This is a genomic window from Gemmiger formicilis, from assembly GCF_024462815.1.
Classification (GTDB): Bacteria; Bacillota; Clostridia; order Oscillospirales; family Ruminococcaceae; genus Gemmiger.
On record NZ_JANGCG010000005.1, the window covers coordinates 64,062 to 90,445 of the forward strand.

Below are 26,384 nucleotides of genomic sequence, written 5' to 3' on the forward strand. Positions count from 1 at the left end.
GGGGCAAGGCACACCTTGCCCTCAACCTCGCGGCAGACACAGGAAACAGGTGCCTGCCGTCAGGCTAAGGGCCGGGCATACCCGGCCCCTACAGAGATGCCGGTATTTTTATGCCAGACTTACTTCTTCAGCCAGCTCATCATCTTACGCAGCTCGGCACCGACCTTCTCGATGGGATGGTTGGCGGCGATGCGGCGCTGAGCCAGGAAGTGAACCTTGCGGCCGCCCTTGGGGCTCATCTCGGTCAGGAACTCGGAGGCGAAGGTGCCGTCCTGAATCTCCTTCAGAACCTGCTTCATCTCCTTGCGGGTGTCCTCGGTGATGAGGCGCTTGCCGGTGCGGTAGTCGCCGTACTCGGCGGTGTTGGAGATGGAATAGCGCATCTTGGAGAAGCCGCCCTCGTTGATCAGGTCAACAATCAGCTTCATCTCATGGCAGGTCTCGAAGTAGGCCATCTCGGGGGCGTAGCCAGCCTCAACCAGCGTGTCGAAGCCAGCCTGAATCAGCTCGCAGACGCCGCCGCAGAGCACAGCCTGCTCACCGAACAGGTCGGTCTCGGTCTCCTCCTTGAAGGTGGTCTCCAGGATGCCTGCGCGGCCAGCGCCGATGCCGGAAGCGTAAGCCAGGGCAATCTCCTTGGCCTTGCCGGTGTAGTCCTGCTCAACACAAATCAGGGACGGGCAGCCCTCACCCTCGGTGTACAGGCGGCGGACGATGTGGCCGGGGCCCTTGGGGGCAATCATGATGACGTCAACATTCTTCGGCGGGGTGATGGTCTTGAAGTGGATGTTGAAGCCGTGGGCGAATGCCAGAGCTTTACCCTCGGTCATATAGGGGGCAACCTGAGAGTAGTAGATGTCAGCGCAGAGCTCATCGGGAACCAGCATCATGACAACGTCACCGGCCTTGGCGGCTTCCTCAACCTCCATGACCTTGAAGTTCTCATGGGTGGCAGCAAACTCGGAGGCCTTCTCCCAGTGGGCAGAGCCCTTGCGCAGACCGACAACGACATTGACGCCGCTCTCGGCCAGGTTCTCGGAATGAGCGTGGCCCTGAGAGCCGAAGCCGATGACGGCAACAGTCTTGCCGTCGAGCACGCCGAGGTTGCAGTCGGAATCGTAGTACTTGTTGATAGCCATTGTGGTTTCTCCTTTGTTTTGTTGAAAATTTTATATTTGAATTTTAATTGGAAAACAAATAATTGGGGAAAATTCCGTAGGGGCGGATTCCATATCCGCCCGCCGTTTTTGCCCGGACGCATCCGGGCGCATATAGAATGCGCCCCTACGGGCATGGAAAGGTTTGGGGGCAATGCTTAGTGGCAATGCGTGCCCGGCAGGGGCAGCTGGGCTTCACGTACCTCCTGCGCGGGCTTTTGCATATGCTGGTGCTTGCCGCCGCGTTCCAGCGCGGTCACGCCGGTGCGGCAAAGCTCCAGAATGTTGTAGCCCTGAAACATCGTCAAGAAGGCGTCAATCTTGTCCGGCTTGCCGGTCAGCTCAAAAATCATACTGTCGGGCGACAGGTCAATGATTTTGGCCTTGTAGATGCTGGAAATCTCCCGCAGCTCGGCGCGGTTCTGGTTGTCACATTCTACCTTTAACAGCAGCAGCTCGCGCTGCAGGCTCTTGTCGGGGTCAAGCTCAAAAATCTGGCGGGTGACCTCCAGGCGCTCGGCCTGCAGAATCAGCTGGTTGAGCGCCTGCTCGGTGCCGCGCAGCGTCACGGTAATGCGGCTGACCGCGGGGTCATTCGTGGCCGAGACGGTCAGGCTGTCAATGTTGAAGCCGCGGCGGCAGAACAGGCTGGTAATGCGCGCCAGAACGCCGTTGGTGTTGTCCACCAGCAGGCTGATGACCCGCCGGGTATTGTTATTCTGTTCCATGCGTGTCACCTCATTCCATGATGATATCGTTGACGGTGCCGCCGCCGGGAATCATCGGCAGAACCTTTTCGTCCTTGCCGATGCGGCAGTCAATCCAGCTGGGGCCCTGCTGCTTCATCGCGTCGGCAAACGCGGCCTTGAACTCCTCCGGCGTGGTGGCGCGGTAGCCCTTGACGCCGAAGCCCTCCGCCAGCTTGACGAAGTCGGTCTTGCGGTGGGGGTCGGTGTCGGAATAGCGCTTGCCGTAGAAGGTTGTCTGCCACTGGCGCACCATGCCGAGCACTTGGTTGTTGAAAATCACCGTGATGATGGGCAGGTTGTAGCTCACAGCGGTGCAGGCCTCGTTCAGGTTCATATGGAAGGAGCCGTCGCCGGTCAGCATAACCACGCGGGCATCGCGGCCCAGCGCCATCTGTGCGCCGATGGCCGCGCCGTAGCCGAAGCCCATGGTGCCCAGACCGCCGCTGGTCAGAAACCCGCGGCTCTTGGTGTGGTGCAGATACTGCGCCGCCCACATCTGGTGCTGGCCCACGTCAGTGACATAGACGGCCTCGGGCCCGGCCTGATTGCAGATTTCGTCGATAATCTGATGAGGTTTCAGCTCGGTGTCGCTGTCCACCGGCTTGTAATCATTTTTCTGCCAGCCGTGAATCTGCTCCATCCAGAGCTTGTGCTCGGTCTTTTCGACATAGGGCAGGATGGCCTGCAGAACATAGCTGGCGTCGCCGGTCAGGCTCAGATCAACATCCACGTTCTTGCCCAACTCGCTGGGGTCGATGTCAATCTGGATAATCTTGGCCCGCTTGGCAAAGCTGTCGGGGTTCAGCGCCACACGGTCGCTGAACCGCGTACCGACCGCAATGACCAGATCGGCCTCGTCAATGGCCTTATTGGCGGCGTAGCAGCCGTGCATACCCAGCAGGCCCAGATTGTGCGGCTCGCCGTAGCTCAGCACACCGGCGGCCATCAGGGTATAGGTGGCGGGCATACCGGTCTTTTCCAGTAAATCGCGCAGGGGCTGGCAGCCAGCCGCGCTGCGCACACCGCCGCCGAAGTAGACGATGGGGCGCTCGGACTCGTTGATGAGGCGGGCCGCCTCCTTGACGTCCTCCTCATTGTACCGGGTCACGGTGCGGATGAGCTCGGGCTCCTTGGGGGTGAACTCGCAGCTGGCGGCGGTGATGTCCTTGGGAATGTCCACCAGCACGGGACCCTTGCGGCCCGACTGCGCAATGCGGAAGGCTGCGCGCATCGTGTCGGCCAAATCCTCCACGCGGCGGACTGTGTAGTTGTGCTTGGTGATAGGCATCGTGATGCCCTCGATATAAGCCTCCTGGAAGGAGTCCCGGCCCAGCAGCGTGGTGGCCACGTTGCCGGTGAAGGCAACCATCGGCACGCTGTCCATATAGGCGGTGGCAATGCCGGTGACAAGGTTGGTGGCACCGGGGCCGCTGGTGGCCAGCACCACGCCGGTGCGGCCTGTGGCGCGGGCGTAGCCGTCCGCCGCGTGGGACGCGCCCTGCTCATGCGCGGTCAGCACATGGCGGATGCGGTCGGAATTTTTATAAAGCTCATCATACAGATTCAGCACGGCACCGCCGGGGTAGCCGAACAGGGTGTCCACGCCCTGCTCAACCAGCACCTCAACGAAAATCTGCGAACCGGTAAGTTTCATGGTGTTTGCTCCTTCCTGAACTTATGACGTCTTAGCCGGGGCAAGAAAAAGAAAACAGGCTTTGCCCCTTGGATTCCAAGAGACAAAGCCCGTGTACATTACACGCTCTGCGGTACCACTCTTATTGGGGCAATGCCCCCACCTCATGGGCCTCCAACAAGGCCCGGCACTGTAACGGGTGCGCCCGTACCGCCCTACTGTGGTTTCGGGCGGTCTGCTCCGGGATCAGTTCGCGGTGTGCTGCCCTGCTGCCTTGCACCGTCCGGCAGTTCTCTGTAGGGTGCGGAACCGTTATTAACTTCCCATCCATGCATTATCTGGATTTGTGTTAAACTATACCGCACTTTTTGGGGATTGTCAAGATTTTTTGGTAAAATCTTGCAACTTTTTGCCGCGGTGAGTATACTGTGGGTAAAGAGTGTTTCTCTTGGGAAAGGAATATAAATATGTTACGGAATGAATGGCTGGCCCATCTGGATGGGCTTGTGGTGTTCCGCGGCCTGCTGACGGCGGAACCGCTGGCGTCCCTGCGCACCGCGCTGGCGGCGGAGGAAAGCGCGCTGACCGGCGCGGTGGCCGCGTTTGAGGCGGCGCTGTTTGCGCGCGGCACCAACTGGACCGATACCCTGCTGAGCATCGTGCTCGAGGATGAAAACCTCTGCCTGCGGGTGGCCGCCGGGCAGGATGCCGGGCCGGTGCTGGAAAAGGCGCTGGACACCGAGCTTGCCTTTCTGCAGGCGCTGGGCCGTGCGCAGCTGGATGAGGTATTCCCCGGCGCGGCGGCGTTCCTGCCGCGGTGGGAGGTTGCCCTGGACGCGGACTACCGCGCTGCCTACGCGGCACGCCGTGCAGCGATGGGCCAGAAGGGCTACGGTATGTTTGCCCGCTACCACGTCTTTGCGCTGGAAAACGGCCGCCTTGTGCCGGTGCGCTACCCCGACCCGCAGCGCCTGAGCAAACTGCCCGGCTATGAGCAGGAGCGCGAGAAAGTCATTGCCAATACCCGCGCCCTGCTGGAAGGCCGCCCCGCCAACAATGTGCTGCTTTACGGCGATGCGGGCACCGGCAAATCCAGCACGGTCAAGGCCATTGCCAACGAGTTTGCCCCCGATGGCCTGCGCCTGATTGAGGTGAAGAAAAATCAGCTCTACCAGATTCCCGCCCTGATGGACGAGCTGGCCAAGAACCCGCTGAAATTCATCCTCTTTATTGACGATCTGAGTTTTGCCTCCAACGATGACAACTTTGCGGCACTGAAGGCGATTCTGGAGGGCGGCGTCGGCGGGCGCAGCCACAATGTAGCGGTCTACGCCACCAGCAACCGCCGCCACCTCGTCAAGGAGACGATGGCAGACCGCAGCGGGGACGATTTGCACGCGATGGACACCCGGCAGGAGCTGATGAGCCTTTCGGCCCGGTTCGGCTTGACGGTGACCTTCCAGCAGCCCGATAAGGACCGCTATGACCGCATCCTGCTGGAGCTGGCCAAGCAGTACAACGTCCAGATGCCCAGCGACCAGCTCTTCATCAAGGGGGCGGCGTTCGCCCTGCGTGCCGGGGGCCGCAGCCCCCGTGTGGCCAAGCAGTTTGTGGAGCTGCTGGCAGCGGGTGTGAAGGTGTAATTACTATCCTCTGTGCGGGACCGGCTGCGCACCGGCCCCGCATTTATTATGCGCGTTCTGTCACCAACTTGAAGCCGGCTTCGGTCAGCTTCTGCCTGATGGTTTCAATCTGCGCGGCGTCGCGGGTCTCCAGCCCCAGCTTTAGGAAGCAGCTGGTAATGGCCATATTGGTGTCGCTGCGGTCATGGTGGACGCTGATTACATTGGCCCCGCAGGCGGAGACAATGTCGCTGACCAGACTCAGCTGGCCGGGCTTGTCCTCCAGCGCAATCATCAGGTTGGTCTTGCGGCCACTCATCACCATACCGCGGGTGATAACGCGGGAGAGAATGTTCACATCGATGTTGCCGCCGGAAATCAGGCAGACGGTTTTCTTGCCCGCCAGCGGCAGCTTGCCGAACAGCGCAGCCGCCACCGGCGTGGCACCGGCACCCTCAGCCACCAGCTTCTGGTTTTCCATCAGCGAGAGGATGGCCGCGGCAATCTCGTCCTCGCTGACCGTGACAATCTCGTCCACGTATTGGCTGACCATCTCATAGGTGGTCTCGCCGGGCGTCTTGACGGCAATGCCGTCAGCAAAGGTCACGGCGCTGTCCAGCGTTTCATATTTGTGGTCATGGAAGGCGTGCTCCATACTGGGGGCACCGGCGGCCTGCACGCCGTAAATCTTGACCTCGGGGCGCAGGCTCTTGATGGCAAACGCCACGCCGGAAATCAGACCGCCGCCGCCGATGGGCACGATAACCGCATCCACATCGGGCAGCTGGTCGAGAATTTCCAGACCGATGGTCCCCTGCCCCGCAATGACCAGCTCATCGTCATAGGGGTGGATGAAGGTCATGCCGGTCTGCTCCTGCAGTTCCACGGCGCGGTCATGGGCATCATCATAGGTGCCCTTGACCAGCTCTACGTCTGCGCCCAGCCGTTTGGTGCTCTCTACCTTCATAATCGGCGCGCCGTCCGGCATACAGACAACGCTCTTGATGCCCATGCGGGTGGCGGCCAGCGCCACGCCCTGCGCGTGGTTGCCCGCCGAGCAGGCAATCACGCCCTTGGCACGCTCCTCGGCAGAGAGCTGGCTGATTTTATAGTAGGCACCGCGCACCTTGAAGCTGCCGGTGACCTGCAGATTCTCGGTTTTCAAGTAGAGGTCGGTGCCGGGGCACAGGCGCGGGGCTGCAATCAGGTCGGTCTTGCGGGCAACCTGCTTCAAGACGAATTTGGCGTGGTAGATTTTATCCAGTGTAAGCATGGGGTGCTCCTTCTCTTTTGGCAATAATTCAGCCCGATTCGGACAAGCCGAACCGGGCCGCGCCGCATCCTTGCGGCCGTGACACTGACATGAGTATAGTTGAAATTTGCTAATTTGTAAAGTGAAAAGTATTCATCATTAAATTGCACAAGAATTGCAACAAATAATTGTGCAGTTATGCCACTATGTTACAGCCAAAGATTGCTGTATAATAAAGGTAACAATAGCAAAATATGTTTGCTTTAATCACCTGTAAACTGGGAGGCTGTCAAGAGTTATGGATATCCGCTATTCCTGCAATCAGCGCGATTTCAAGCGCTATACCACAGAGGAAACCCGCAACGAGATGCTTATCACCGGCCTGTACAAGGCGGATGAGGTTGTGGCCGTCTACAGCCACGTCGACCGTATGGTCACGCTGGGCTGTATGCCTGTGCATGAGGAGGTGCCCATCGACAAGGGCATTGACGTCTGGGCTAACTTCGGCACCCATTATTTCCTGGAGCGCCGCGAAATCGGCATCTTCAACATTGGTGACGGTGCCGGTACCATCACGGCGGACGGCCAGGAGTATCACCTGAATTACAAGGATTGCCTGTACATCACCAAGGGCAACGAGAAGGTCACCTTCAAGAGCGATGACCCGGAGCACCCCGCCAAGTTCTATATGGTCTCTGCCCCGGCGCATTGCAGCTACGAGAATAAGCTCATCACGATTGAACAGGCGGCCAAGCGCCCGCTGGGCAGCGTTGAGACCTGCAACAAGCGTACCATCAACCAGTTTATCCATCCCAGCGTGCTGAAAACCTGCCAGCTTTCCATGGGTATGACTGCGCTGGAGCCGGGCAGCAACTGGAACACCATGCCCAGCCACACGCATGAGCGCCGCATGGAAATCTACACCTATTTTGAGGTCCCGGAGGGACAGGTTGTATTCCATATGTGCGGCGAGCCCACCGAGACCCGCCATATCGTCATGCACAACTATGACGCAGTTATCAGCCCGTCCTGGAGCATCCACAGCGGCGTCGGTACGTCCAATTATACCTTCATCTGGGCTATGGGCGGCGAGAATATGGAATTTGACGATATGGACAACATCGCCACCACCGACCTGCGCTGAATGAGCGAAAACGCACATATTTTGCGCAAAACTGCACAACTTTTGTTGCGCACCGTTACTTGGATTCCTGCGCCCCTTTGCGGGGCGTATGAATAGATGACAGTTACAAACTTTAGGAGGTTTTGCATCATGTCTGTTTGCACCCCGAAATCCTTTGACCTGACCGGTAAGGTTGCTCTTATCACCGGCGCTTCCTACGGCATCGGCTTTGCCATTGCTACCGCTATGGCAAACTGCGGTGCCACCATCGTTTTCAACGATATCAAGCAGGAGCTGGTGGACAAGGGTCTGGCCGCCTACAAGGAGGCCGGCATTGAGGCCCACGGCTATGTCTGCGACGTCACCAACGAGGACGCCGTCAACGCCATGGTCAAGCAGATTACCGAGGAAGTTGGCCACATCAACGTACTGGTCAACAACGCTGGTATCATCAAGCGCATCCCGATGATTGAGATGACCGCTGCACAGTTCCGTCAGGTTATTGACGTTGATTTGAACGCACCGTTCATCGTTGCCAAGGCTGTTATCCCCGATATGATTGAGCAGGGCGGCGGCAAGATTATCAACATCTGCTCCATGATGAGCGAGCTGGGCCGCGAGACGGTCTCTGCTTATGCAGCTGCCAAGGGCGGTCTGAAGATGCTGACCAAAAACATTGCCTCCGAGTACGGCCAGTACAACATCCAGTGCAACGGCATCGGACCCGGCTACATTGCTACCCCGCAGACCGCACCTCTGCGTGAGATCCAGCCCGATGGCAGCCGCCATCCGTTCGACCAGTTCATCGTCGCCAAGACCCCTGCTGCACGCTGGGGCAACGCCGAGGATCTGGGTGGCCCCGCGGTGTTCCTTGCTTCTGAGGCTTCCGACTTTGTCAACGGCCTGATTCTCTACGTTGACGGCGGCATCCTCGCCTACATCGGCAAGCAGCCGGGCTAAGTATTACTTTCTTCGAGAAGAAAGTAACCAAAGTAGCTTTCATGTCTTGACCCGCGAGAGGGATATAAGATAAAAGCAAATAAACAGGGCATCTGCCAATCCGGCAGATGCCCTGTTTTTGTCTCTTGTAGGGGGCGGCGCCCCCGACGCCCTGCGGTATTTTCCGGGAAACAGCGCAGTAGGGGCGGGGCTCTGCTCCGCCCGAGGCGGTTACCCGGCAACTATTGTTTGTGGGTAGCCGCGCCCTCATCAGTCACCGCAGGGCCGGATGAGGGGGAAGTGAATCATAAGCAGCAGTTAATGGTTGACTCGCGTCCACCTTTACTCAATCGTAACGCTCCACTTGAACTCCTTGCTCTCGCCGGGGTTCAGCTCGATGTGGCGGCCTTCCTCGTTGACAGAGTTGGCCCAGCCGTTCCACGGCTCCATGCAGACAAAGCTCTCGGCGTCCTGCTGCCAGAGTACCGCGTTGGTGAAAACGCTCTCATCAAAGGCGACTGTAACCTTGTGGCCGCTGCCGGAATCGCTCAGACGCATCGGGCTCTTGACGCCGGTCATCAGGCGGATGGAGTCAGCACTCCCCTCCTTGCGGGTCAGGGTGATGGTCTCGGGCGCGGCAGGCTGCTCGCCCTTGGCGTTCTCGCTGCAGGTGGCGGCGTTAATGTCAAACGCCACGTTCTCCAGCTTGCTTGCCGCAAAATAGGGGTGGAAGCCGACGCTGAACGGCAGGGCCTTATCGCCGGTGTTGGCAACGGTCAGCGCCAGCGTGGCGGTGCTGCCGGTCAGGGTGTAGCGCATCGTCAGCGCAAAATCAAACGGATAGACGAACTTTGTCAGGCCGTTGGGGGTCAGGGTCAACTCAATGGCGGAATCATCCGCGCTCTTGATCTGCCACGGCACCAGATCGGCAAAGCCGTGAACCTCAATCGGGTAGGCGGTACCGCCAAAGTGGTGTACGCCGTCATCGGGCTTGCCGCAGTTGGGGAACAGGATAGGAATACCGCAGCGGGGGCGGTCGGTGGACTCAAAATTTTTGTCGCGCAGCCACAGGTACTCGTCACCGTTCTTGGTGAAGGAGGTGGCCATACCGCCCTTCTCGGGTGTGACGGTGAGGGCGTACTCGCCGTCCGTCAGGGTCAGGGTCTTGTAGGAGGCACCATATTTTTCATAGACGCCGGAAGTCAGTTTTGACATAATGAAGCTCCTTTATAGTATGTGAGGGCCGCCGCTATGCTGCGCGGGCGGATATGGAATCCGCCCCTACGCTGTAGAGGACGATGCTCGTATCGACCCGGGTATGCGGCGGCTGCAATTTCCTGCGGGCGAGCAATGCTCACCCCTACGGGTTTAAACTGTGCTTACAGCACAACACCGTCTTTGAAAATCGAAATCTCGCGGAAGCCCTTTTTCTCGGCGCAGGTCTGCTTGCCGGAGGCAACGTCCAGCACCAGCTGGTACAGGTCGGCACCGGCCTCATCCAGCGTGCGCTCGCCGTCAGCCACAACGCCCGCATTGAAGTCGATCCACGTCTTTTTCTTGGCGGCCAGCTGGCTGTTGGTGGCAATCTTCAGCGTGGGGGCGGGCGCGCCGAACGGCGTGCCGCGGCCCGTGCTGAACAGCACCATATGGGCACCGGCGGCGGTCAGTGCGGTGGCGCTGACAAGGTCATTGCCGGGGCCGTAGAGCATATTCAGACCCTTGGTCACAACCGGCTCACCATAGTCAATGACGTCCATAATGGGGGCAGAGCCGCCCTTCTGCACGCAGCCGCAGGACTTGTCCTCCAGCGTGGTGATGCCGCCCTGCTTGTTACCCGGGCTGGGGTTGTCATAGACGACCTCATTGTGGCTGATGAAATACTCCTTGAAGCCGTTGATCATCTTGACGGCCTTCTCAAAGATCTGCTCGTTCTGGCAACGATCCATCAGGAAGCCCTCGGCACCGAACATTTCGGGCACCTCGGTCAGCACGGTGGAGCCGCCGCGGGCGCACAGCATATCGCTGAAGCGGCCAATCGTGGGGTTGGCGGTGATACCGGACAGGCCGTCCGAGCCGCCGCACTTCATACCAATGACCAGCTCGCTGGCGGGAATCGGCTCGCGCTGGAACTGCGCGGCGTAGGCGGCCAGCTCCTTCAGAATCTCGCGTCCTGCCGTCAGTTCGTCCTCGACGTCCTGGCAGGTCAGGAACTTGACGCGGTCATGGTCATACTCGCCCAGCTCGGCCAGGAACTGCTCGTGGGTCAGGTTCTCACAGCCAAGGCTCAGCACCAGCACCGCGCCCGCGTTGGGGTGGCGGGTCAGCGCGGCCAGCAGCTTGCGGGTCTGCGCGTGGTCATGCCCGGTCTGGGAGCAGCCGAACGGATGGGTGAAGGTGTACAGGCCGTCAATGCTGCCGGTGACAAGATCCTGATTGTCGCGCACCAGCGCCTTGGCGCAGTCATTGACGCAGCCGACGGTGGGGATAATCCAGATTTCGTTGCGGATGGCGGCGCGGCCGTCCTTGCGGCGGTAGCCCATAAAGGTCTCGGGCGTAACCGGGGTCAGCGGGTGCACATCGGGGTGGTAGCTGTACTCAATCTCGCCGGAGAGGTTGGTGTGGATGTTGTGGGTGTGCATCCAGGTGCCGGGCACAGCGTCCGCGGTGGCGTGGCCAATCGGGAAGCCGTACTTGATGACGTTCTCGCCGTTCTTGATGGGGGCAATGGCCATCTTGTGGCCCTGCGGAATATCCTCCACGGCGGTGACGGTGGTATCGTCGACAGGAACGGCCGTGCCCTTGGCGATGGGATGCAGGGCAACAACAACGTTATCCTTGGGGTTGATCTTAATGGCGATGGGCATAAGATGCCTCCTTATTATACTAAATCGGGGCCGGAGGGCATCCTCCGGCCCCGGTGGGGGTTACTGTTTTACAGGCAGCTCTTGTAAGCGGCCAGAGCGCCCTGCTCGCGGATGGTGGTCAGATTCTTGACGGTGGCTTCCTCAAAGCCGGGAACCTTCGTCAGGTCCTGACCCCACATCTTCTCGTTGGCCATAACAGCGTGGACGAGGGTGGGCACATCGTCATTTTTGTGCTCGTTGTAGAACTCGAGCACCCAGCGGTCATCGGAGACGGTGTACTCGTTGCCCTTGGCGCGCTTGCAGACCAGACCCTTGTCGGTCAGCTCCTGCACGTCATTGCTGTAGAAGGCAAGGTAAGCAGCAAAGCTCATGGTCAGGCAGGTGGGCAGCTTGCCGTTCTTCTCGACATACTCGAGGAAGGACGGCATATTGCGGGCGCGCCACTTGGAGGTGGAGTTCAGGGAAATGCTCATCAGCTCATGGTTGACAAACGGGTTGTTGAAGCGGTCCTCCACGGCGGCGGCAAACTTCTTGCAGTCCTCCTGGTCCAGCGGCAGAATGGGCACAACCTCCTGCAGCAGCATCTTGTTCATATAGCCCAGAATGGTGGCATCGTGCATACAGTCGCGCACAATGTCAAAGCCGGCCAGATAAGCGCCCAGCACAAAGCCGGTGTGCGCGCCGTTCAGGATGCGGACCTTGCGCTTCTTGTAGGGGCTCATATCGGGGGTCACAAAGACGTGATCCTCAAGGCCTGCCTTGCGGAAGGGCAGCACATCGTTCAGCTTGGTGTCACCCTCGATGACCCAGACGCCGAACACCTCGCCGACGTCCAGCAGGGGGTCAGCGTAGCCGTGCTTGGCTTCCAGCTCGGCAACTTCCTTCGGGTCACGGATACGGCCCGGAACAATGCGGTCTACCAGAGAGCCGCAGAAGGTGCAGTCCTCGTTGACGTACTTCTTGAAGCCGTCCTCAAGGCCCCACTGCTCGATGTACTGGTTGACGCACTTGAGCAGCTCCTTGCCGTTGTTGTCAATCAGCTCGCAGGCCAGCATAATGATGCCCTTCTTGCCTGCCTTGTAGCGGTGGTACAGCACCTGGGTCAGCTTGCCGGGGAAGCTGGATGCGGGGACATCTTCCAGCTTGCAGGCAGGGTCATAGACGATGCCTGCTTCGGTGGTGTTGGAAACGATGATTTCCAGATCATCGCTGGCGGCAACCTCCATCATCTGCTTGAAGCCCTCCTCCTCATACGGATTCAGGCAGCGGGAGACGCTGGAAATGACGCGCTTGTCATCGACCTTCTGGCCGTTTTCACTGCCGCGCAGATAGAGGGTGTACAGACCCTCCTGCTCGTTAATCATCTTGGACAGGCCCGGGGCGATGGGCTGAACCAGAACGCACTTGCCGTTCCAACCGGCCTTCTCGTTGGCCAGATCAAACCAGTAATCAACGAATGCACGCAGGAAGTTGCCCTCGCCAAACTGCAGGACCTTCTCGGGTGCATCCTTCAGGATATAGCCGTTGTAGCCGGATTTTGCCAGAACTTCATAATTCAAGGTTTCCATAAACGCTTCTCCTTATATACACAATTCTTGTGCGCAGTATTATGCCGCAGCACGCCTTGTTACCTACATTGTATTTTCTTTAGGCCATTTCGTCAAGATTCATTCTGTAAGGAGCGCACATATTTTGCGCTCTTTTTTGCTTTCCGCATCTTGCACAACTACACACCGCGTTTTTTGGCTATTATTTCGGTCAACAAGCAATTTTTGCAACTTGTGCAAGCACTTTTTGTTATGTATAATAGTAACAGAGTATGGTGTTTTGGGTCGGTTTTGGTGCGCAAGGTTTGTGCTATCGGCCCGAAGCGTCTGCAGTTCGATTCAACTATTTATAAATAAGGAGCGTCTGTACATGAAAGCGTTTATGGACAAGGACTTTTTGCTGGAGACCCCCACCGCGCAGCATCTGTACCATGATTACTCGGCCAAGCTGCCCATCGTGGACTATCACTGCCACATTCCCCCGCAGGAAATTTATGAGGACCGCCGCTTTGAAAACATCGCGCAGGTCTGGCTGGGCGGCCATCAGGTGCTGGCCGATGGCAGCGACTACTACTTTGGCGACCACTACAAGTGGCGTGTGATGCGCTCCAACGGCGTGCCCGAGGAGTACATCACCGGCGACAAGCCCGACCGCGAGCGCTTCCAGAAGTTTGCCGAGAGCCTGGAAATGGCCATCGGCAACCCGATGTACACCTGGTGCCACCTCGAGCTGAAGAAGTACTTCGGCTATGAGGGCGTGCTGAACGGTGAGACCGCCGAGGAGGTCTGGAATCTCTGCAACGAGAAGCTGCAGAATGACCCGAAGCTGACGGTTCGTGGCCTGATTGAGCAGAGCAACGTTGCGATGGTCGGCACCACCGATGACCCCATCGACTCTCTGGAGTGGCACAAGAAGATTAAAGAGGATCCCACCATCAAGGTTGTGGTTGCTCCCTCCTTCCGCCCCGACAAGGTCCTGAACATCCGCAAGGAAGGCTTTGCTGACTATATCCATAAGCTGGAGGCGGTTGTCGGCCGCAAGTTTGCCTGCGCCGACTGCGTTGTCAGCGCCCTGGACGAGCGCCTGCGGTTCTTTGTGGAGATGGGCTGCCGCGCCTCTGACCACGGTCTGGACTACATCCCCTACGTGGAGACCGACGCCGACAAGGCTACCGCCGCCTTCAAGAAGGCGATGGCCGGCGAGACCCTGACCAAGGAGGAGGGCGACGCCTACACCACCTACCTGCTGCTGAAGCTGGGTGCCCTGTACAAGAAATACAACGTTGCTATGCAGATGCACTATAGCTGCCTGCGCAACGTCAATGACAAGATGTACCGCAAGCTCGGCCCCGACACCGGTTTTGATATGATTGCCGTGACCGATTGCAGCGCCACCATCAGCAGTCTGCTGAGTGCGCTGACCAAGGCTGATGCCTGCCCGAAGGTCATCCTGTACAGCCTGAACCCCGCCGATTTCGATATGCTGGGCACGATTCTGGGCGCTTTCCAGGATGACGAGATTCCCGGCAAGATTCAGCTGGGCTCCGCCTGGTGGTTCTGCGACACGGATGACGGTATGTATCAGCAGATGAAGACGCTGGCTCGTCTGGGTCTGCTGGGCAACTTCATTGGTATGCTGACCGACAGCCGCAGCTTCCTGAGCTACACCCGCCACGAGCTGTTCCGCCGCCTGATGTGCAACCTGATTGGCAACTGGGTCGAGAACGGCCAGTACCCCAACGATGAGAAGTCCTTGAAGAAGATTGTCGAGGGCATCAGCTACTACAACGCAAAGCGGTATTTTAATCTGTAATCTCTGAATAGCAGCACCCCCGTCGATATCATAACGTCGATGGGGGTGCTTTTTGTTTTCATTCAAATTGTCATACCGGGAATGTGGGTCGGCCGTTGCAAGCGCCGCGGAGCGTCGGGGACGCCGCCCCCTACAAGCAAACCATAACGGGTATGGACTCCATTACTCCCCTTCCGGAACCTCCGGCATGGTGCGGAGCTGGGCAAGGGTGATGCCGTCCACGTATTTGTTGATCAAATCATTCAGCCCGGACCAGAAATCCAGCGTGTGGCATTGGCTGCGGTGGGGGCAGTCCACTGAGGAGGCCAGACACGGAATGGCGGTCAGCTCCCCTTCTACGGCGCGCAGAATCTCGCCGGAGGTGATTTCCTCAGCGGGGCGCGCCAGACGGTAGCCGCCCTGCGCACCGCGCACGCTGGACACCAGCCCCGCCTTGGCCAGCGGGGTGACAATCTGCTCCAGATATTTTAAGCTGATGCGCTGCTTATCACTGATTTCCTTCAGCGGAATCAAATCGTTGGGGCGGTTGGCCAGTTCTACCATCAGGCGCAGGGCATAACGGTCACGGGTCGAGAATTTCATGGTGATGCTCCCTTTATCACAAGTCAGTGTTCTAATCATACCACAATTCTAGGAATTTTGCAAGTTTGCTACCCACTAAACCAGTAGGATATATGCAAAACGCCGAAATGTGCATTTTTGTGCAACCAAGTGTTGACAGAACCGATTGTTTGGCGTATACTTTGGAGCATGGAAAGCAAACAAGCCGACCAAAACAAATGAAAGGGGTACAGAACCATGAGCGCAGCCTATTCCGGTATGATGATGTGCATGTGCATGATGCGTAAGCGTCCTGTGCCAGCTTTCTTGCGCGCAAATTTTGCCGCATAAAGAAAACTTGCAGCGGGATGCCGGAAAGCCGACATCCCGCTTTTGTTTAGAAAGGAAGTTTGTGACTATGGAAAGAGGTCCCGTTTACAAGCAGCCCGGTGTGCGAATGTGTTGATTTGAGGGAACCGCACATTCAAAAAACAACACACCTGACAATTATAAAGGAGAATTTACCATGAAAAAACTGATTTCTGCTACGCTTGCCGCTACTCTGGCCCTGAGCCTGGCCGCCTGCGGCTCCTCCGCTTCTTCCACCGAGGCTGCCTCCACCGAGAGCACCGCTGCTTCCAGCGAGGCTGCCGAGTCCACCGCTGAAACCAGCGAGCTGGCCGGTACCACCCTGAAGGTTGCCGCCTCCCCCACGCCCCACGCCGAGATTCTGAACGTTGCCAAGGATATTCTGGCCGAGCAGGGCATCACCCTTGAGGTTGTCGAGTTCAGCGACTATGTCCAGCCCAACCTCGTCACCGAAAGCGGCGAGGTGGACGCCAACTACTTCCAGCACACCCCCTACCTCGAGAGCTTCAACGAGGAGAACGGCACCCATCTGGTCAGCGTCGGCGCTATCCACTATGAGCCGTTCGGCATCTACCCGGGCAAGAGCAACGATTTGGCCAACATCGCTGACGGCGCTACGATTGCCGTTCCCAACGATACCACCAACGAGGCCCGCGCTCTGCAGCTGCTGGCTGCCCAGGGCCTGATTACCGTCCGCGACGGCGCTGGTCTGACCGCCACCGTCAACGACATCACCGAGAACCCCCACAACCTGCAGATTGAGGAAATCGAGGCTGCCCAGCTGCCCCGCACCGTGCAGGATGTTGACTTTGCTGTTATCAATGGCAACTACGCAATGGAGGCCGGCTTCTCCGTCGGCAAGGACGCGCTGGCTACCGAGGATGCTTCCTCTGAGGCTGCCCAGACCTACGCCAACGTTCTGGTTGTGAAGGAAGGCAACGAGAACAACCCCGCCATCCAGGCCCTGCTGAAGGCCCTGCAGAGCGACGAGGTCAAGAACTACATCGACCAGACCTATGACGGTGCGGTTGTGGCCATTTTCTAAAAATAATCCTTGAAACATAGCGGATTATAGAGTAAAATCAATAGCGAATGAGTTTTTTGGCTCATTCGCTATCTTTGTAAATGAGGGAGAACCACCCATGATCGAACTGCAACACCTGACCAAGCGCTTTGCCACGCAGGGCGGCACGGTCGTCGCGCTGAACGACATTAACCTGACGATACAGGACGGCGATGTCTATGGCATCATCGGCATGTCGGGCGCCGGTAAATCTACGTTGGTGCGCTGCATCAACATGCTGGAGCGCCCGGATGAGGGCAGCGTGACGGTGAACGGCAAGCAGATGCAGAGCTTGAACGCAGCCGAGCTGCGCGCCGCCCGCCGCGAGATTACGATGATTTTTCAGCAGTTTAATCTGCTGATGCAGCGCACCTGCCTGCGCAACATTATGTTCCCGATGGAGCTGGCCAAGGTCCCCAAGGACAAGGCCGAAGCCCGTGCCCGCGAACTGCTGGAGCTGGTCGGTCTGCCCGACAAGGCGGATGCCTACCCCGCGCAGCTGTCTGGTGGCCAGAAGCAGCGCATTGCGATTGCCCGCGCGCTGGCGACCGACCCGAAGGTGCTGCTTTGCGATGAGGCCACCAGTGCGCTGGACCCCAACACGACCCATGCCATTTTGCAGCTGATTCAGAAAATCAACCGCGAGCTGGGCATCACGGTCGTCATCATCACCCACCAGATGAGCGTCGTCGAGGAGGTCTGCAACCGTGTAGCCATCTTGGATAACGGCACCGTCGTCGAGGAGGGTGAGGTGCAGGCCATCTTCAGCCACCCGACGTCCAAGGCGGCGCGGCGGCTCGTCTACCCTGCCGGTGCCCCGCAGGTGGAAAGCCTGCCCGGCCACAAGCTGGTGCGCGTGGCGTTCGGCGGCACCCAGACGACCGACAAGCCCCTTGTGGCAAGCCTTGCCATCGAGTGCGGCGCACTGGTGTCCATCATGGCGGCCGATACCCGCATCGTGAACGGTCAGACGCTGGGCAGTATGCTGCTGGCCCTGCCCGATGGCGACAAGGCCGCTGCGGCGCTGGAGTACATCAAGAATTATCCCGGCATTACCTATGAGGAGGTGAACGGCTGATGGCAGAGTTTTTTGCAGGCAAGGACTGGCAGACGTTCTTGCAGATTTTGCCCACCATTCCGTTTGAAACGTGGGAAACCATCTGGTCTACGGCGGTGGCCACGCTGCTGGCGCTGGTCATCGGCCTGCCGCTGGGTGTCTGCCTGGTCACCGGTGAGCAGGGCGGCGTGCGTCCCCTGCCCCGCTGGGTTATGGCGCTGCTGAACGGTCTGGTAAACCTGCTGCGCAGCGTGCCCTTTCTGATTTTAATGATTATCGTTATCCCGCTGTCCCGCGCCATTGTGGGCACATCCATCGGCACGGTGGCTTCGATTGTGCCGCTGGTCATTGCCTCCTTCCCGTTTGTCTCCCGCCTTGTGGAGACGAGTATGCGCGAGGTGGACGCCGGTGTGATTGAAGCCGCGCAGAGCATGGGCGCAACGCCGTTGCAGATTATCACCAAGGTTATGGTGCCCGAGAGTATGCCCAGTCTGGTGGCCAACGTGACGATTGCCGCCACAACCATTATGGGTTACGGCGCTATGGCTGGTATCATCGGCGGCGGCGGTCTGGGCAAGATTGCCATCAACTACGGCTACTACCGCTTTAACGTGGTACTGGAATTCTTTGCCACAGCGCTGCTGGTGGTGCTGGTGCAGATTCTGCAGACGGTCGGTACCAAGCTGGCCATCAAGTGCGACAAGCGCGTACAGAAGTAAATCCTATCGCAATGCAAAAATCCCACATCGGAAACGATGCGGGATTTTTTGGGCTTTGAGGAAAATGATAATTACGGTCAATCGGGCTGCTTCCCGGTAGCGACCGTTCTGCAAAAGGCAAAATGCAATAATATACTGTATTTAACGTATATCCTGTGCGTATTTTCCGGCAAGTCGCACTTACAGTGCGTTCACATCGGCAATCAGGGCGTCCACGTTTTCGTCCTTGGTGGCCCAGCTGGTGCAGATGCGCACGGCGGTGTGGTGCTTGTCCGGCTTGCCCATGTGGGTCATAGCGTAGCGCTCGGCCAGCTTTTCATACCACTCGTCCGGCAGAACAAAGAACTGCTGATTCGTCGGGGAATCGTGCAGCAGCTTGCAGCCCTTGGCCTCAAAGGCGGCGCGGATGCGCAAGGCCTGCTCGTCGGCGCGGCGGGCCATCGTGAAGTAGAGACTGTTCCCGCTGCCGTCCTCGCCGTCCAGCAGGGCCAGAAACTGCCCGCCCAGCAGGCGGCCCTTAGCCAGCATACCGCCGTGCTGCTTCAGGCAATAGCGGAAATCGGGCTTGAGGTCATCGTTTGTGATGACAACGGCCTCGCCGAAGAGCGCACCGCACTTGGTACCGCCGAGATAGAACACGTCGCAGAGTGCGGCGTAATCCTGCAGGCTCAGGTCATTGGCGGGGCTCGTCAGGCCGTAGGCCATGCGGGCACCGTCCACAAACAGATAGAGGCCCAGCTCATAGCAGGCAGCGGAGATGTCGGTCAGCTCTTCCTTATTATAAAGGGTGCCGACCTCGGTGGGGTTGGAGATGTACACCATACCGGGCTGCACCTCGTGCTCGTGGCTGGCGTTGGCGCGGTGCTCCTCCACGGCCTTGCGAATCTGGCGGGCGGTGATTTTGCCGTTCTTGCTGGGCAGAGCCAGGCACTTGTGACCGGTGGCCTCGATGGAGCCGGTCTCATGCACGTGGATGTGGCCGGAGTCCGCGCAGAGCACGCCCTGCCACGGTTTGAGTGCCGCCGCGATAACTGTCAGGTTTGCCTGCGTTGCACCGACAAAAAAATGCACATCGGCGTCTGGCGCGTCGCACAGCTGTTTGATCTGCGCAGCGGCCTTGGCGCAGTATTCGTCCTCACCATAGCCGGGGGTCTGGTCAAAATTGGTTTTCTGCATCCAATCCAGCACAGCGGGGGCGGCACCCTCGCCGTAGTCACATTCAAAACGAAGCATAAAAATCATATCTCCCTTTACACAATGGCCGCAGGGCGGGGCCCTGCCGGTTTTGTTTTATTATAGCATTGCACCGGGCCTATTGCAAGTATGCTGAATTTACGCTATAGTAATGTTAATTATGTAAGAAAAGAGGAATACTATGGAACCCCAAAAACAACGTGAGAGCTTTGGTTCCCGCCTTGGCTTCATTCTGGTCAGCGCGGGCTGTGCCATCGGCATTGGCAACGTGTGGCGCTTCCCTACCGTCACAGGGCAGAACGGCGGCGGCATTTTTGTGCTGTTCTACCTGATTTTTCTGGTGCTTATGGGTCTGCCGGTGCTCACGATGGAGCTGGCGGTCGGCCGTGCGGGCCACGGCGCGGCGCGTAGCGCGTACAAGACGCTGGAGCCAGCGGGCAGCAAGTGGCACATCCACGGCTGGTTCTGCATGGCGGGCTGTGCGCTGCTGATGATGTACTACACCACCGTTTCCGGCTGGATGCTGGACTACTTCTTCCGCTTTTTGACCGGCCGCTTTGACGGCCTGACCGCTGAGCAGACCGGTAGCGTCTTTGGGGAGATGCTGGCGAGCCCGGTGGAGCAGGTGTTCTGGATGGCGGTCATCACGCTGGCGGGCTTCCTGGTCTGCGGGCGCGGCCTACAGGGCGGTCTGGAAAAGGTTGGCAAGTGGATGATGAGCGCCCTTCTGGTGCTGATTCTGGTGCTGGTTGTCCACAGTTTTACCCTCAGCAGTGCGGCGGATGGGCTGGCCTTCTATCTGCTGCCCGACTGGGGCCGCGCAAAGGAACAGGGCCTTGGCAACGTTATCACGGCGGCGATGAACCAGTCCTTCTTCACGCTGAGCCTCGGCATTGGCGCGATTGAGATTTTCGGCAGCTATATGGACCGCCGCTTTACCCTGCCGGGCGAGGCCGCCCGCATCTGCGTGCTGGACACCTTTGTGGCGGTCTGCGCGGGACTTATCATCTTCCCGGCCTGCTTCTCGTTCGGCATTTCGCCCGACGCGGGCCCCAGCCTGATTTTCATTACGCTGCCCAACGTTTTCACCAGTATGGCGGGCGGCCGACTGTGGGGCACGCTGTTCTTCCTGTTTATGACCTTCGCCAGCTTCTCCACGGTCATTGCGGTGTTTGAGAACCTCATCGCCTGCGCGTGCGAGAACTTTGGCTGGGACCGCCGCATGGCCTGCCTGATTGGCGCGGCAGCGCTGGTGGTGCTGGGTCTGCCCTGCGCGCTGGGCTACAATGTGTGGAGCTTTATTCAGCCGATGGGCGCGGGCAGCACGGTGCTGGATTTTGAGGATTTCCTCGTCAGTAACCTGCTGCTGCCGGGCGGCAGTCTGGTGTATCTGCTGTTCTGCGTCAGCAAATGGGGCTGGGGCTATGATAAGTACGCCGCCGAGTGCAACACCGGCAGCGGCCCGCATATGCCCGTCTGGGTCAAGCCGTATTTCAAATTTGTATTGCCGGTGCTGATTGCCGTAATTCTGGTGCAAGGACTGGTGTAACCGCATACGTATAGAAAACTGCCGGTGGCTGTGACAGGCCATCGGCAGTTTTTTGTGGGTGTGCGATAGAGGCGGCTTGTGGCAAGGTTTACTCTCATCAGTCAGCGGTCGGGGCCGCTGACAGCTTCCCCCGGAGGGGGAAGCTATTCGCCTCCAAAGCCTTCCCCCCTTTTCTGGGGGAAGGTGGCCCCGCAGGGCCGGATGGGAGGAAAGTTTCCCGCAAGCAGCCGTTGCGGGGTGACGTGCAGGCCGGGCGTGCCCGGCCCCTACGGTGCAATGGATGATTGACAATATATATTGTAGGAGCGAGCATTACTCGCCCGCAGCAAGCGGGGCGTTAATGCGAGCCGTGCGGCCCCGCGGCCCCATGCTCCCCCAGCCAGCGGTGCATTTCGGCGGTGACGGCGGTAAAGGCGGCGGCAGTGGCGGGGTTATCGGTCTTGAAATCCAGCAGCCGCCACAGCCAGCCCTGCTCGTCCACAATGCGCAGGCTTTCGGGATAGCACAGCTCAAACACGAGCGAGGCGTGGCCGACCACGTTGTCGGCGGGGTACTTTTTCAGGCTGTGCAGCACACAGTGGTGCTCATAAAAGGCGTCCAGCACGGCGGGCGTCACCGGGCTCTGGCGCAATGCCACGGTGCTGACGTTGTAGATTTCCTCCAGCGGCGTCTCAACGTTGACGCGCAGAATGTCAATCTTGTCGGCATCGCGCAGAAGCTGGCTGAATGTCCGCGTGCGGGCATCGAGCTTTTCCGGCAGGCGAAAGGCGCTGTGCCATTCCACGGCGGTGCACAGCAGGGCGTCCTCGGCCGGGTCGTCCACATAGTCGCGGATGCGGCCCTCGTCAAACAGCACCTGCACGCTGAGGGCGGCGTGGCTGACCGACTGCGAATCAATAAAGGTGTTGTACCGGCGCAGCTGCTCAAAGCGGCCCACATCGTGCAGCAGGCCGCACAGCCATGCCAAATCGACATCCTCCGGCGGCAGGCTCAGGCTGCGGGCAATGCGGGCGCAGAGCGCGGCCACGCGGTAGGTGTGGTCAATTTTCAGCTTTACTTTCGGGTCGGCGGCATTGTAGTGTGCGGTGTAGGCGGCAAAGGCCCGCTGCGCACGGACGCGGTCGATTTTCATAGCTATCACTTCCCTGCCCTTATTGTAGCATATTTACAGGCCACAATTTTGATAAAAATATATCAACGAAGAACGACATTTTCGTACAAATAGTTTAAAAATCCTTGACAATGGCGGCAAAAACAGCTATTCTTAATGTAGAAAATCGCGAGGAAGGCGGTGCATACAATGAACGCCAAAGGGGACGCCAACCGCAGTGTACGCTTGACCAAGCAGCGGCTCTACCAGGCGCTTATCACGCTGTTGCAGCAGAAAAGCCTGCGGGAAATCACAGTCCGGGAGCTGACCGAGATGGCCGGAATATCCCGCGGCACATTCTATTTCCACTACGCGGACATTTATGCCTTGATGGACCAGATGGAGGCCACCCAGCTTGCGAGGCTGAATGATTTGATGGACACGCTAATTCCCAGCATCTCGCAGGAGGATGCTCCCCCTGCGCTGGTGGCGCTGTTCACCTATATGACCGAGAACCCCGAGCTCTGCGCCGCCCTTTACGGCAAAAGTTGGGAGTCGGAGTTTACTCGCAATGCCAAAAAGCTGGTGGCGGAGCGCTGCTTGGGCGGCTTTACCACGGACGGCGGCACGGAGGAGCAGAAATATCTGCTGGCCTTTGCGGTCAACGGCTGCTTCGGCACGATTGTGGCCTGGCAGGAGGCCGGGTTCCAGCCGCCGCCGGCCGAGATTGCACGCATCACGTGGCGGGCCATTCGTGCCGTAAAAGAGCACATTTGAGCGAACGATTCTGCGCGGATCACCTTGCCTTTTGTGCGCAGACGGAGTATAATAAAAATATCACAAACTATTCCCCACACGGGAATTTTGAAGGAGAGAACTGCAATGGGATTTTTTGATTTTCTGAAGAAAGCGGCCGAGCCCGCCGCCCCCGCGGCACCGGCCTTCCCCCAGATGCTGACGGCGGACGCCAAGGGCACCGTGGTTGCGATGGAGAACATCCCCGATGAAGTGTTTGCACAGGGGATTCTTGGCAAGTGCTGCGGCATCGACCCCACGGAGGGCAAGGTTTTTGCCCCGGCCTCCGGTGAGATTACGCAGGCTCCGGACAGCGGCCATGCGCTGGGCATTATGGCGGACAGCGGCGTGGAAATCCTGATTCATGTCGGCGTGGATACCGTGGAGATGAAGGGTGACGGCTTCAGCCCGAAGGTCAAGGTCGGCGACAAGGTCAAGCAGGGTGATTTGCTGCTGGAGATGGATCTGGGCAAGATTGCCGCCGCAGGCCACCCCGCCGTGGTCATCACGGTTGTGACGAACACCGATGACTTCAAGGACGTGGAGGTTGTGGCCTCCGGCGCCGTGGAGCCGGGCGCGGACCTTATCAAGGTGAGCAAATAATATGCTTCTGGGGCGCTTCTCCGTTGGGAGGAGCGCCTTTTGCTTGACAAATCCCGCGGGGCATATATAATAAAACTGGACATAAAAACAGGGGCGCTGAGGGGCATCCTCGGCTGAGACCGAAACAAACCGCAGTTTCGGGTCACCTTGAACCTGATCCGGGTAATGCCGGCGTAGGAAGTTTGACCCCAACAGTCATAACGCTTTTGCGCCTGCACGTTTGTTGCAGGCGCTTTCTTGTTTTTATGTTACATTTTTTGAGGAGTGAAAACTATGTCCAAAACCTATTCCAAAACCCGCACACTGGTAGAGTGCGCCCTGATGATTGCCCTTGGCACCGTGCTGGCAAACATCAAAATTTTCGAGATGCCCAACGGCGGTTCCATCACCCTATTGAGTATGCTGCCCTTCATTATGATTTCCTTCCGCCACGGCGTGAAGTGGGGGCTATTTACCGGCTTGGTCAACAGCCTGCTGCAGATGCTGCTGGGCTTCTACGCACCCCCGGCCCCCGGCCTGCTGCCGCTGGTGGGGATGATTCTGCTGGATTATGTGCTGGCCTTTACCCTGCTGGGACTGGCTGGCGGAATTGCGGGACTGTTCAAGAACCGCACGGTCGGTGTGGCTGTCGGCACGGCGGCGGTGTGTGGCATCCGCTTTTTGTGCAGCTTTTTGTCCGGCGTGCTGATCTGGGGCAACCTGAGTGACGGCCTGCCCGCATGGATCTACAGCCTGACCTACAACGGCAGCTATATGCTGCCGGAGACCATCCTGACCACGGTAGCCGCTGTGCTGCTGTTCAAGGCCGCGCCCCAGCTGTTTGCGGAGCAGTAAAGCGTTAAAACGGAAATGGGTGGCTGCCCGGTAAATGGTGATTGCGGAAGGCTTGTCCTCATCAGTCACCTGCGGTGACAGCTTCCCCCCGAAGGGGGGAAAGTTCCCCGCCAGATACCATTTGCCGTATGCCACCGTGCCAATGCACTGCGTAAAAAAATTTCCTTGTGCATATCAGAATGCACAAGGAAATTTTTTTGTCGCTATAGGGGCTATCAGTAATTCATAATATCCTTGACCGTGCCGGACATCGAGAACAGCTTGGCGGAGAGATGGTCGAGGTAGACGATGCCGAGCTTGTTGCCGGTTTCCTCGTTGTAGAGGTCGGCCAGCTGGGGCATCACCTGAAAGGCGGCAGCCTGCGCCTCGGGCGTGTTGTCAAAGTTGGCAGTGCCCTGCACGCGCAACCACTCGCCGCGGTCATTGGCGGCGCAGATTTCCAGGTTTGTGTTGTCCAGCAGCTGCTTGTAGGCAGCCTTGTGCTTGCCCAGCGCAATGCACAGGTGGCCTTTGTACCACATGGCAAAGCCGATGGGGCGCACACGCGGCAGATAGCCTTCAACAGTGGCAAGGTAGAAGGTGGGATTCTCTTTCAGGAATTCCATGATTTCTTCATTCGGTTTCATGGTACGGTTCCTCCTTCGTTACAGCGCCGCCAGCGCAGCCTTGAGGCGTGCGGCGGCCTCCTTGGTGCGCTCGGCGTCACCGAACGCGGTCAACCGGAAATATCCCTTCCCGCAGGGGCCGAAGCCCTCGCCGGGGGTGCCGACAACGTGGGCGTTCTCCAGCAGCCAGTCAAAGAACTCCCAGCTGCCCATCTCGTTGGGGCAGCGCAGCCAGATGTAGGGGCTGTTCTTGCCGCCACAGTACCAGATGCCTGCCTCGTCCAGCGCGGCGGCAATCACGGCGGCGTTGGCGCGGTAGTAGTCCAGATTGTGCTGGATTTCCTTCATGCCCTCTTCGGTAAAGACGGCCTCGGCACCGCGCTGCACCACATAGGCAACGCCGTTGAACTTGGTGGTCTGGCGGCGCAGCCACATCTTGTTCAGCTTACCGCCTGCCAGCGCCTGCGGCACCACGGTGTAGCCGCAGCGGGTACCGGTGAAGCCTGCAATCTTGGAGAAGCTGCACACCTCAATGGCAACCTCCTTGGCACCCTCCACCTCAAAGATGCTGCGGGCGAGGCCCGGCTCGGTGACAAAGCACTCATAGGCGGCGTCAAACAGGATGACGGCATCATTGGCTTTGGCCCAGTCCACCCACGCCTTCAGCTGCTCCACAGAGTAGGTTGCGCCGGTAGGGTTGTTGGGGCTGCAGATGTAGACGATGTCCGCGTGGGGGGCCTCCTCCGGCATGGGCAGGAAGCCATTCTCTGCGGTGGCGGGCAGATACAGGATTTTGCGGCCTGCCATCACGTTATCATCCACGTAAACCGGGTAGACCGGGTCGGGAACGAGAATCGTGTTATTCTGGCTGAACAGATCCAGCAGGTTGCCCAAATCGCTCTTGGCACCGTCGGAAATGAAAATTTCCGGCATATCCAGCTCGACGCCGTGGCCTGCGTAATACTTGCGGATGGCCTCGCGCAGGAACTCATAGCCCTGCTCGCTGGGAATGTAGCCGTGGAAGGTGCCCTTGTGGCCCTGCTCCTCCACCGCCTTATGCATAGCCTCGGTCACAGAGGCTGCCAGCGGCAGGGTGACATCGCCGATGCCCAGACGGATGATGTCGGCTTCGGGATGGGCCTTCTGGTAGTCAGCCACCTTGTGGGCGATGGTGCTGAACAGATAGCTCTCGTTCAGCTCTGCGTAATGCGGATTCAGCTGCATGGATAGTCCCCCTCTTTTTTTACCTTTATATAAAATAACTTTA

At 58.7% G+C, this 26,384-nt stretch carries 23 protein-coding genes, 1 riboswitch and 1 other annotated feature; of the genes, 11 read left to right on the forward strand and 12 right to left on the reverse strand.

Annotated features, from left to right (window positions below):
* Positions 1–119 precede the first annotated feature (119 nt).
* The 3 genes from ilvC to ilvB form a co-directional block, all read right to left on the reverse strand.
* Complete coding sequence (gene ilvC, locus NE623_RS06090; protein WP_256271937.1) at positions 120–1,139, reverse strand: ketol-acid reductoisomerase; 1,020 nt, start codon at positions 1,137–1,139, stop codon at positions 120–122.
* Positions 1,140–1,315: 176 nt separating this feature from the next.
* The gene (ilvN, locus tag NE623_RS06095; protein ID WP_256271936.1) at positions 1,316–1,885 is read right to left on the reverse strand and encodes an acetolactate synthase small subunit; all 570 of its coding nucleotides are present in this window, start codon (positions 1,883–1,885) and stop codon (positions 1,316–1,318) included.
* A 10-nt stretch (positions 1,886–1,895) separates the two neighbouring features.
* A complete protein-coding gene (gene ilvB, locus NE623_RS06100) occupies positions 1,896–3,560 on the reverse strand; it encodes a biosynthetic-type acetolactate synthase large subunit (RefSeq protein WP_256271935.1) in 1,665 nt (554 codons plus the stop codon).
* A gap of 75 nt (positions 3,561–3,635) precedes the next feature.
* Positions 3,636–3,878: a binding site (T-box leader), on the reverse strand.
* Positions 3,879–4,006: 128 nt separating this feature from the next.
* On the opposite strand from ilvB, the gene NE623_RS06105 reads away from it, so the two are divergent.
* Positions 4,007–5,182: an ATP-binding protein gene (locus NE623_RS06105; protein ID WP_256271934.1), complete on the forward strand. Its 1,176-nt coding sequence runs from the start codon at positions 4,007–4,009 to the stop codon at positions 5,180–5,182.
* 46 nt (positions 5,183–5,228) lie between these two features.
* Here NE623_RS06105 and ilvA read toward each other — a convergent pair whose 3' ends face one another.
* Positions 5,229–6,434, reverse strand: coding sequence for a threonine ammonia-lyase (gene ilvA / locus NE623_RS06110; protein ID WP_256271933.1), 1,206 nt, complete (start codon positions 6,432–6,434; stop codon positions 5,229–5,231).
* 277 nt (positions 6,435–6,711) lie between these two features.
* Between ilvA and kduI the strand changes: the two genes are divergently transcribed.
* Both kduI and NE623_RS06120 read left to right on the forward strand, forming a co-directional pair.
* Positions 6,712–7,557: a 5-dehydro-4-deoxy-D-glucuronate isomerase gene (gene kduI, locus NE623_RS06115; RefSeq protein WP_215693742.1), complete on the forward strand. Its 846-nt coding sequence runs from the start codon at positions 6,712–6,714 to the stop codon at positions 7,555–7,557.
* A gap of 129 nt (positions 7,558–7,686) precedes the next feature.
* Positions 7,687–8,496, forward strand: a complete 810-nt coding sequence (locus NE623_RS06120; protein WP_256271932.1) for a gluconate 5-dehydrogenase — start codon at positions 7,687–7,689, stop codon at positions 8,494–8,496.
* Positions 8,497–8,817: 321 nt separating this feature from the next.
* Here NE623_RS06120 and NE623_RS06125 read toward each other — a convergent pair whose 3' ends face one another.
* The 3 genes from NE623_RS06125 to NE623_RS06135 form a co-directional block, all read right to left on the reverse strand.
* Positions 8,818–9,690, reverse strand: coding sequence for an aldose epimerase family protein (locus tag NE623_RS06125; RefSeq protein WP_256271931.1), 873 nt, complete (start codon positions 9,688–9,690; stop codon positions 8,818–8,820).
* A gap of 164 nt (positions 9,691–9,854) precedes the next feature.
* Positions 9,855–11,339: a UxaA family hydrolase gene (locus tag NE623_RS06130; protein WP_256271930.1), complete on the reverse strand. Its 1,485-nt coding sequence runs from the start codon at positions 11,337–11,339 to the stop codon at positions 9,855–9,857.
* A gap of 68 nt (positions 11,340–11,407) precedes the next feature.
* A complete protein-coding gene (locus tag NE623_RS06135) occupies positions 11,408–12,907 on the reverse strand; it encodes a tagaturonate reductase (RefSeq protein ID WP_256271929.1) in 1,500 nt (499 codons plus the stop codon).
* Positions 12,908–13,256: 349 nt separating this feature from the next.
* On the opposite strand from NE623_RS06135, the gene uxaC reads away from it, so the two are divergent.
* Positions 13,257–14,699 (forward strand): glucuronate isomerase, encoded by a 1,443-nt coding sequence (gene uxaC / locus NE623_RS06140; RefSeq protein WP_256271928.1) that lies wholly within the window; start codon positions 13,257–13,259, stop codon positions 14,697–14,699.
* 162 nt (positions 14,700–14,861) lie between these two features.
* Here the strand turns inward: uxaC and NE623_RS06145 are convergent, their stop codons facing one another.
* The gene (locus NE623_RS06145) at positions 14,862–15,281 is read right to left on the reverse strand and encodes an RrF2 family transcriptional regulator (RefSeq protein WP_256271927.1); all 420 of its coding nucleotides are present in this window, start codon (positions 15,279–15,281) and stop codon (positions 14,862–14,864) included.
* Between the two features lie 484 nt (positions 15,282–15,765).
* Between NE623_RS06145 and NE623_RS06150 the strand changes: the two genes are divergently transcribed.
* The 3 genes from NE623_RS06150 (at position 15,766) to NE623_RS06160 (ending at position 18,447) form a co-directional block, all read left to right on the forward strand.
* The gene (locus NE623_RS06150; protein WP_256271926.1) at positions 15,766–16,653 is read left to right on the forward strand and encodes a MetQ/NlpA family ABC transporter substrate-binding protein; all 888 of its coding nucleotides are present in this window, start codon (positions 15,766–15,768) and stop codon (positions 16,651–16,653) included.
* Between the two features lie 97 nt (positions 16,654–16,750).
* Positions 16,751–17,749, forward strand: coding sequence for a methionine ABC transporter ATP-binding protein (locus NE623_RS06155; protein WP_256271925.1), 999 nt, complete (start codon positions 16,751–16,753; stop codon positions 17,747–17,749).
* Positions 17,749–18,447, forward strand: a complete 699-nt coding sequence (locus tag NE623_RS06160; protein WP_256271923.1) for a methionine ABC transporter permease — start codon at positions 17,749–17,751, stop codon at positions 18,445–18,447. The genes NE623_RS06155 and NE623_RS06160 overlap by 1 nt, the downstream gene beginning before the upstream one ends.
* A 180-nt stretch (positions 18,448–18,627) precedes the next feature.
* On the opposite strand, the gene NE623_RS06165 is transcribed toward NE623_RS06160, so the two are convergent.
* Positions 18,628–19,680, reverse strand: a complete 1,053-nt coding sequence (locus NE623_RS06165; RefSeq protein ID WP_256271922.1) for a threonine aldolase family protein — start codon at positions 19,678–19,680, stop codon at positions 18,628–18,630.
* A gap of 142 nt (positions 19,681–19,822) precedes the next feature.
* Here NE623_RS06165 and NE623_RS06170 point away from each other — a divergent pair, with 142 nt between their 5' ends.
* Positions 19,823–21,190 (forward strand): sodium-dependent transporter, encoded by a 1,368-nt coding sequence (locus tag NE623_RS06170; protein ID WP_256271921.1) that lies wholly within the window; start codon positions 19,823–19,825, stop codon positions 21,188–21,190.
* A 337-nt stretch (positions 21,191–21,527) separates the two neighbouring features.
* Here NE623_RS06170 and NE623_RS06175 read toward each other — a convergent pair whose 3' ends face one another.
* Complete coding sequence (locus NE623_RS06175) at positions 21,528–22,322, reverse strand: HD domain-containing protein (protein ID WP_256271920.1); 795 nt, start codon at positions 22,320–22,322, stop codon at positions 21,528–21,530.
* A gap of 168 nt (positions 22,323–22,490) precedes the next feature.
* Here NE623_RS06175 and NE623_RS06180 point away from each other — a divergent pair, with 168 nt between their 5' ends.
* The 3 genes from NE623_RS06180 to thiT all read left to right on the forward strand — a co-directional run bounded on the left by NE623_RS06180 (position 22,491) and on the right by thiT (position 24,512).
* Complete coding sequence (locus NE623_RS06180; protein WP_256271919.1) at positions 22,491–23,057, forward strand: TetR/AcrR family transcriptional regulator; 567 nt, start codon at positions 22,491–22,493, stop codon at positions 23,055–23,057.
* A gap of 105 nt (positions 23,058–23,162) precedes the next feature.
* Complete coding sequence (locus NE623_RS06185; RefSeq protein WP_256271918.1) at positions 23,163–23,678, forward strand: PTS sugar transporter subunit IIA; 516 nt, start codon at positions 23,163–23,165, stop codon at positions 23,676–23,678.
* A gap of 79 nt (positions 23,679–23,757) precedes the next feature.
* Positions 23,758–23,875: riboswitch (TPP riboswitch) on the forward strand.
* Between the two features lie 76 nt (positions 23,876–23,951).
* Positions 23,952–24,512: an energy-coupled thiamine transporter ThiT gene (gene thiT, locus NE623_RS06190; protein ID WP_256271917.1), complete on the forward strand. Its 561-nt coding sequence runs from the start codon at positions 23,952–23,954 to the stop codon at positions 24,510–24,512.
* 215 nt (positions 24,513–24,727) lie between these two features.
* On the opposite strand, the gene NE623_RS06195 is transcribed toward thiT, so the two are convergent.
* Together NE623_RS06195 and NE623_RS06200 are read right to left on the reverse strand one after the other, a co-directional pair.
* Positions 24,728–25,138, reverse strand: coding sequence for a pyridoxamine 5'-phosphate oxidase family protein (locus NE623_RS06195; protein WP_256271916.1), 411 nt, complete (start codon positions 25,136–25,138; stop codon positions 24,728–24,730).
* An 18-nt stretch (positions 25,139–25,156) separates the two neighbouring features.
* Positions 25,157–26,341, reverse strand: coding sequence for an LL-diaminopimelate aminotransferase (locus tag NE623_RS06200; RefSeq protein WP_256271915.1), 1,185 nt, complete (start codon positions 26,339–26,341; stop codon positions 25,157–25,159).
* Positions 26,342–26,384: the final 43 nt, after the last annotated feature.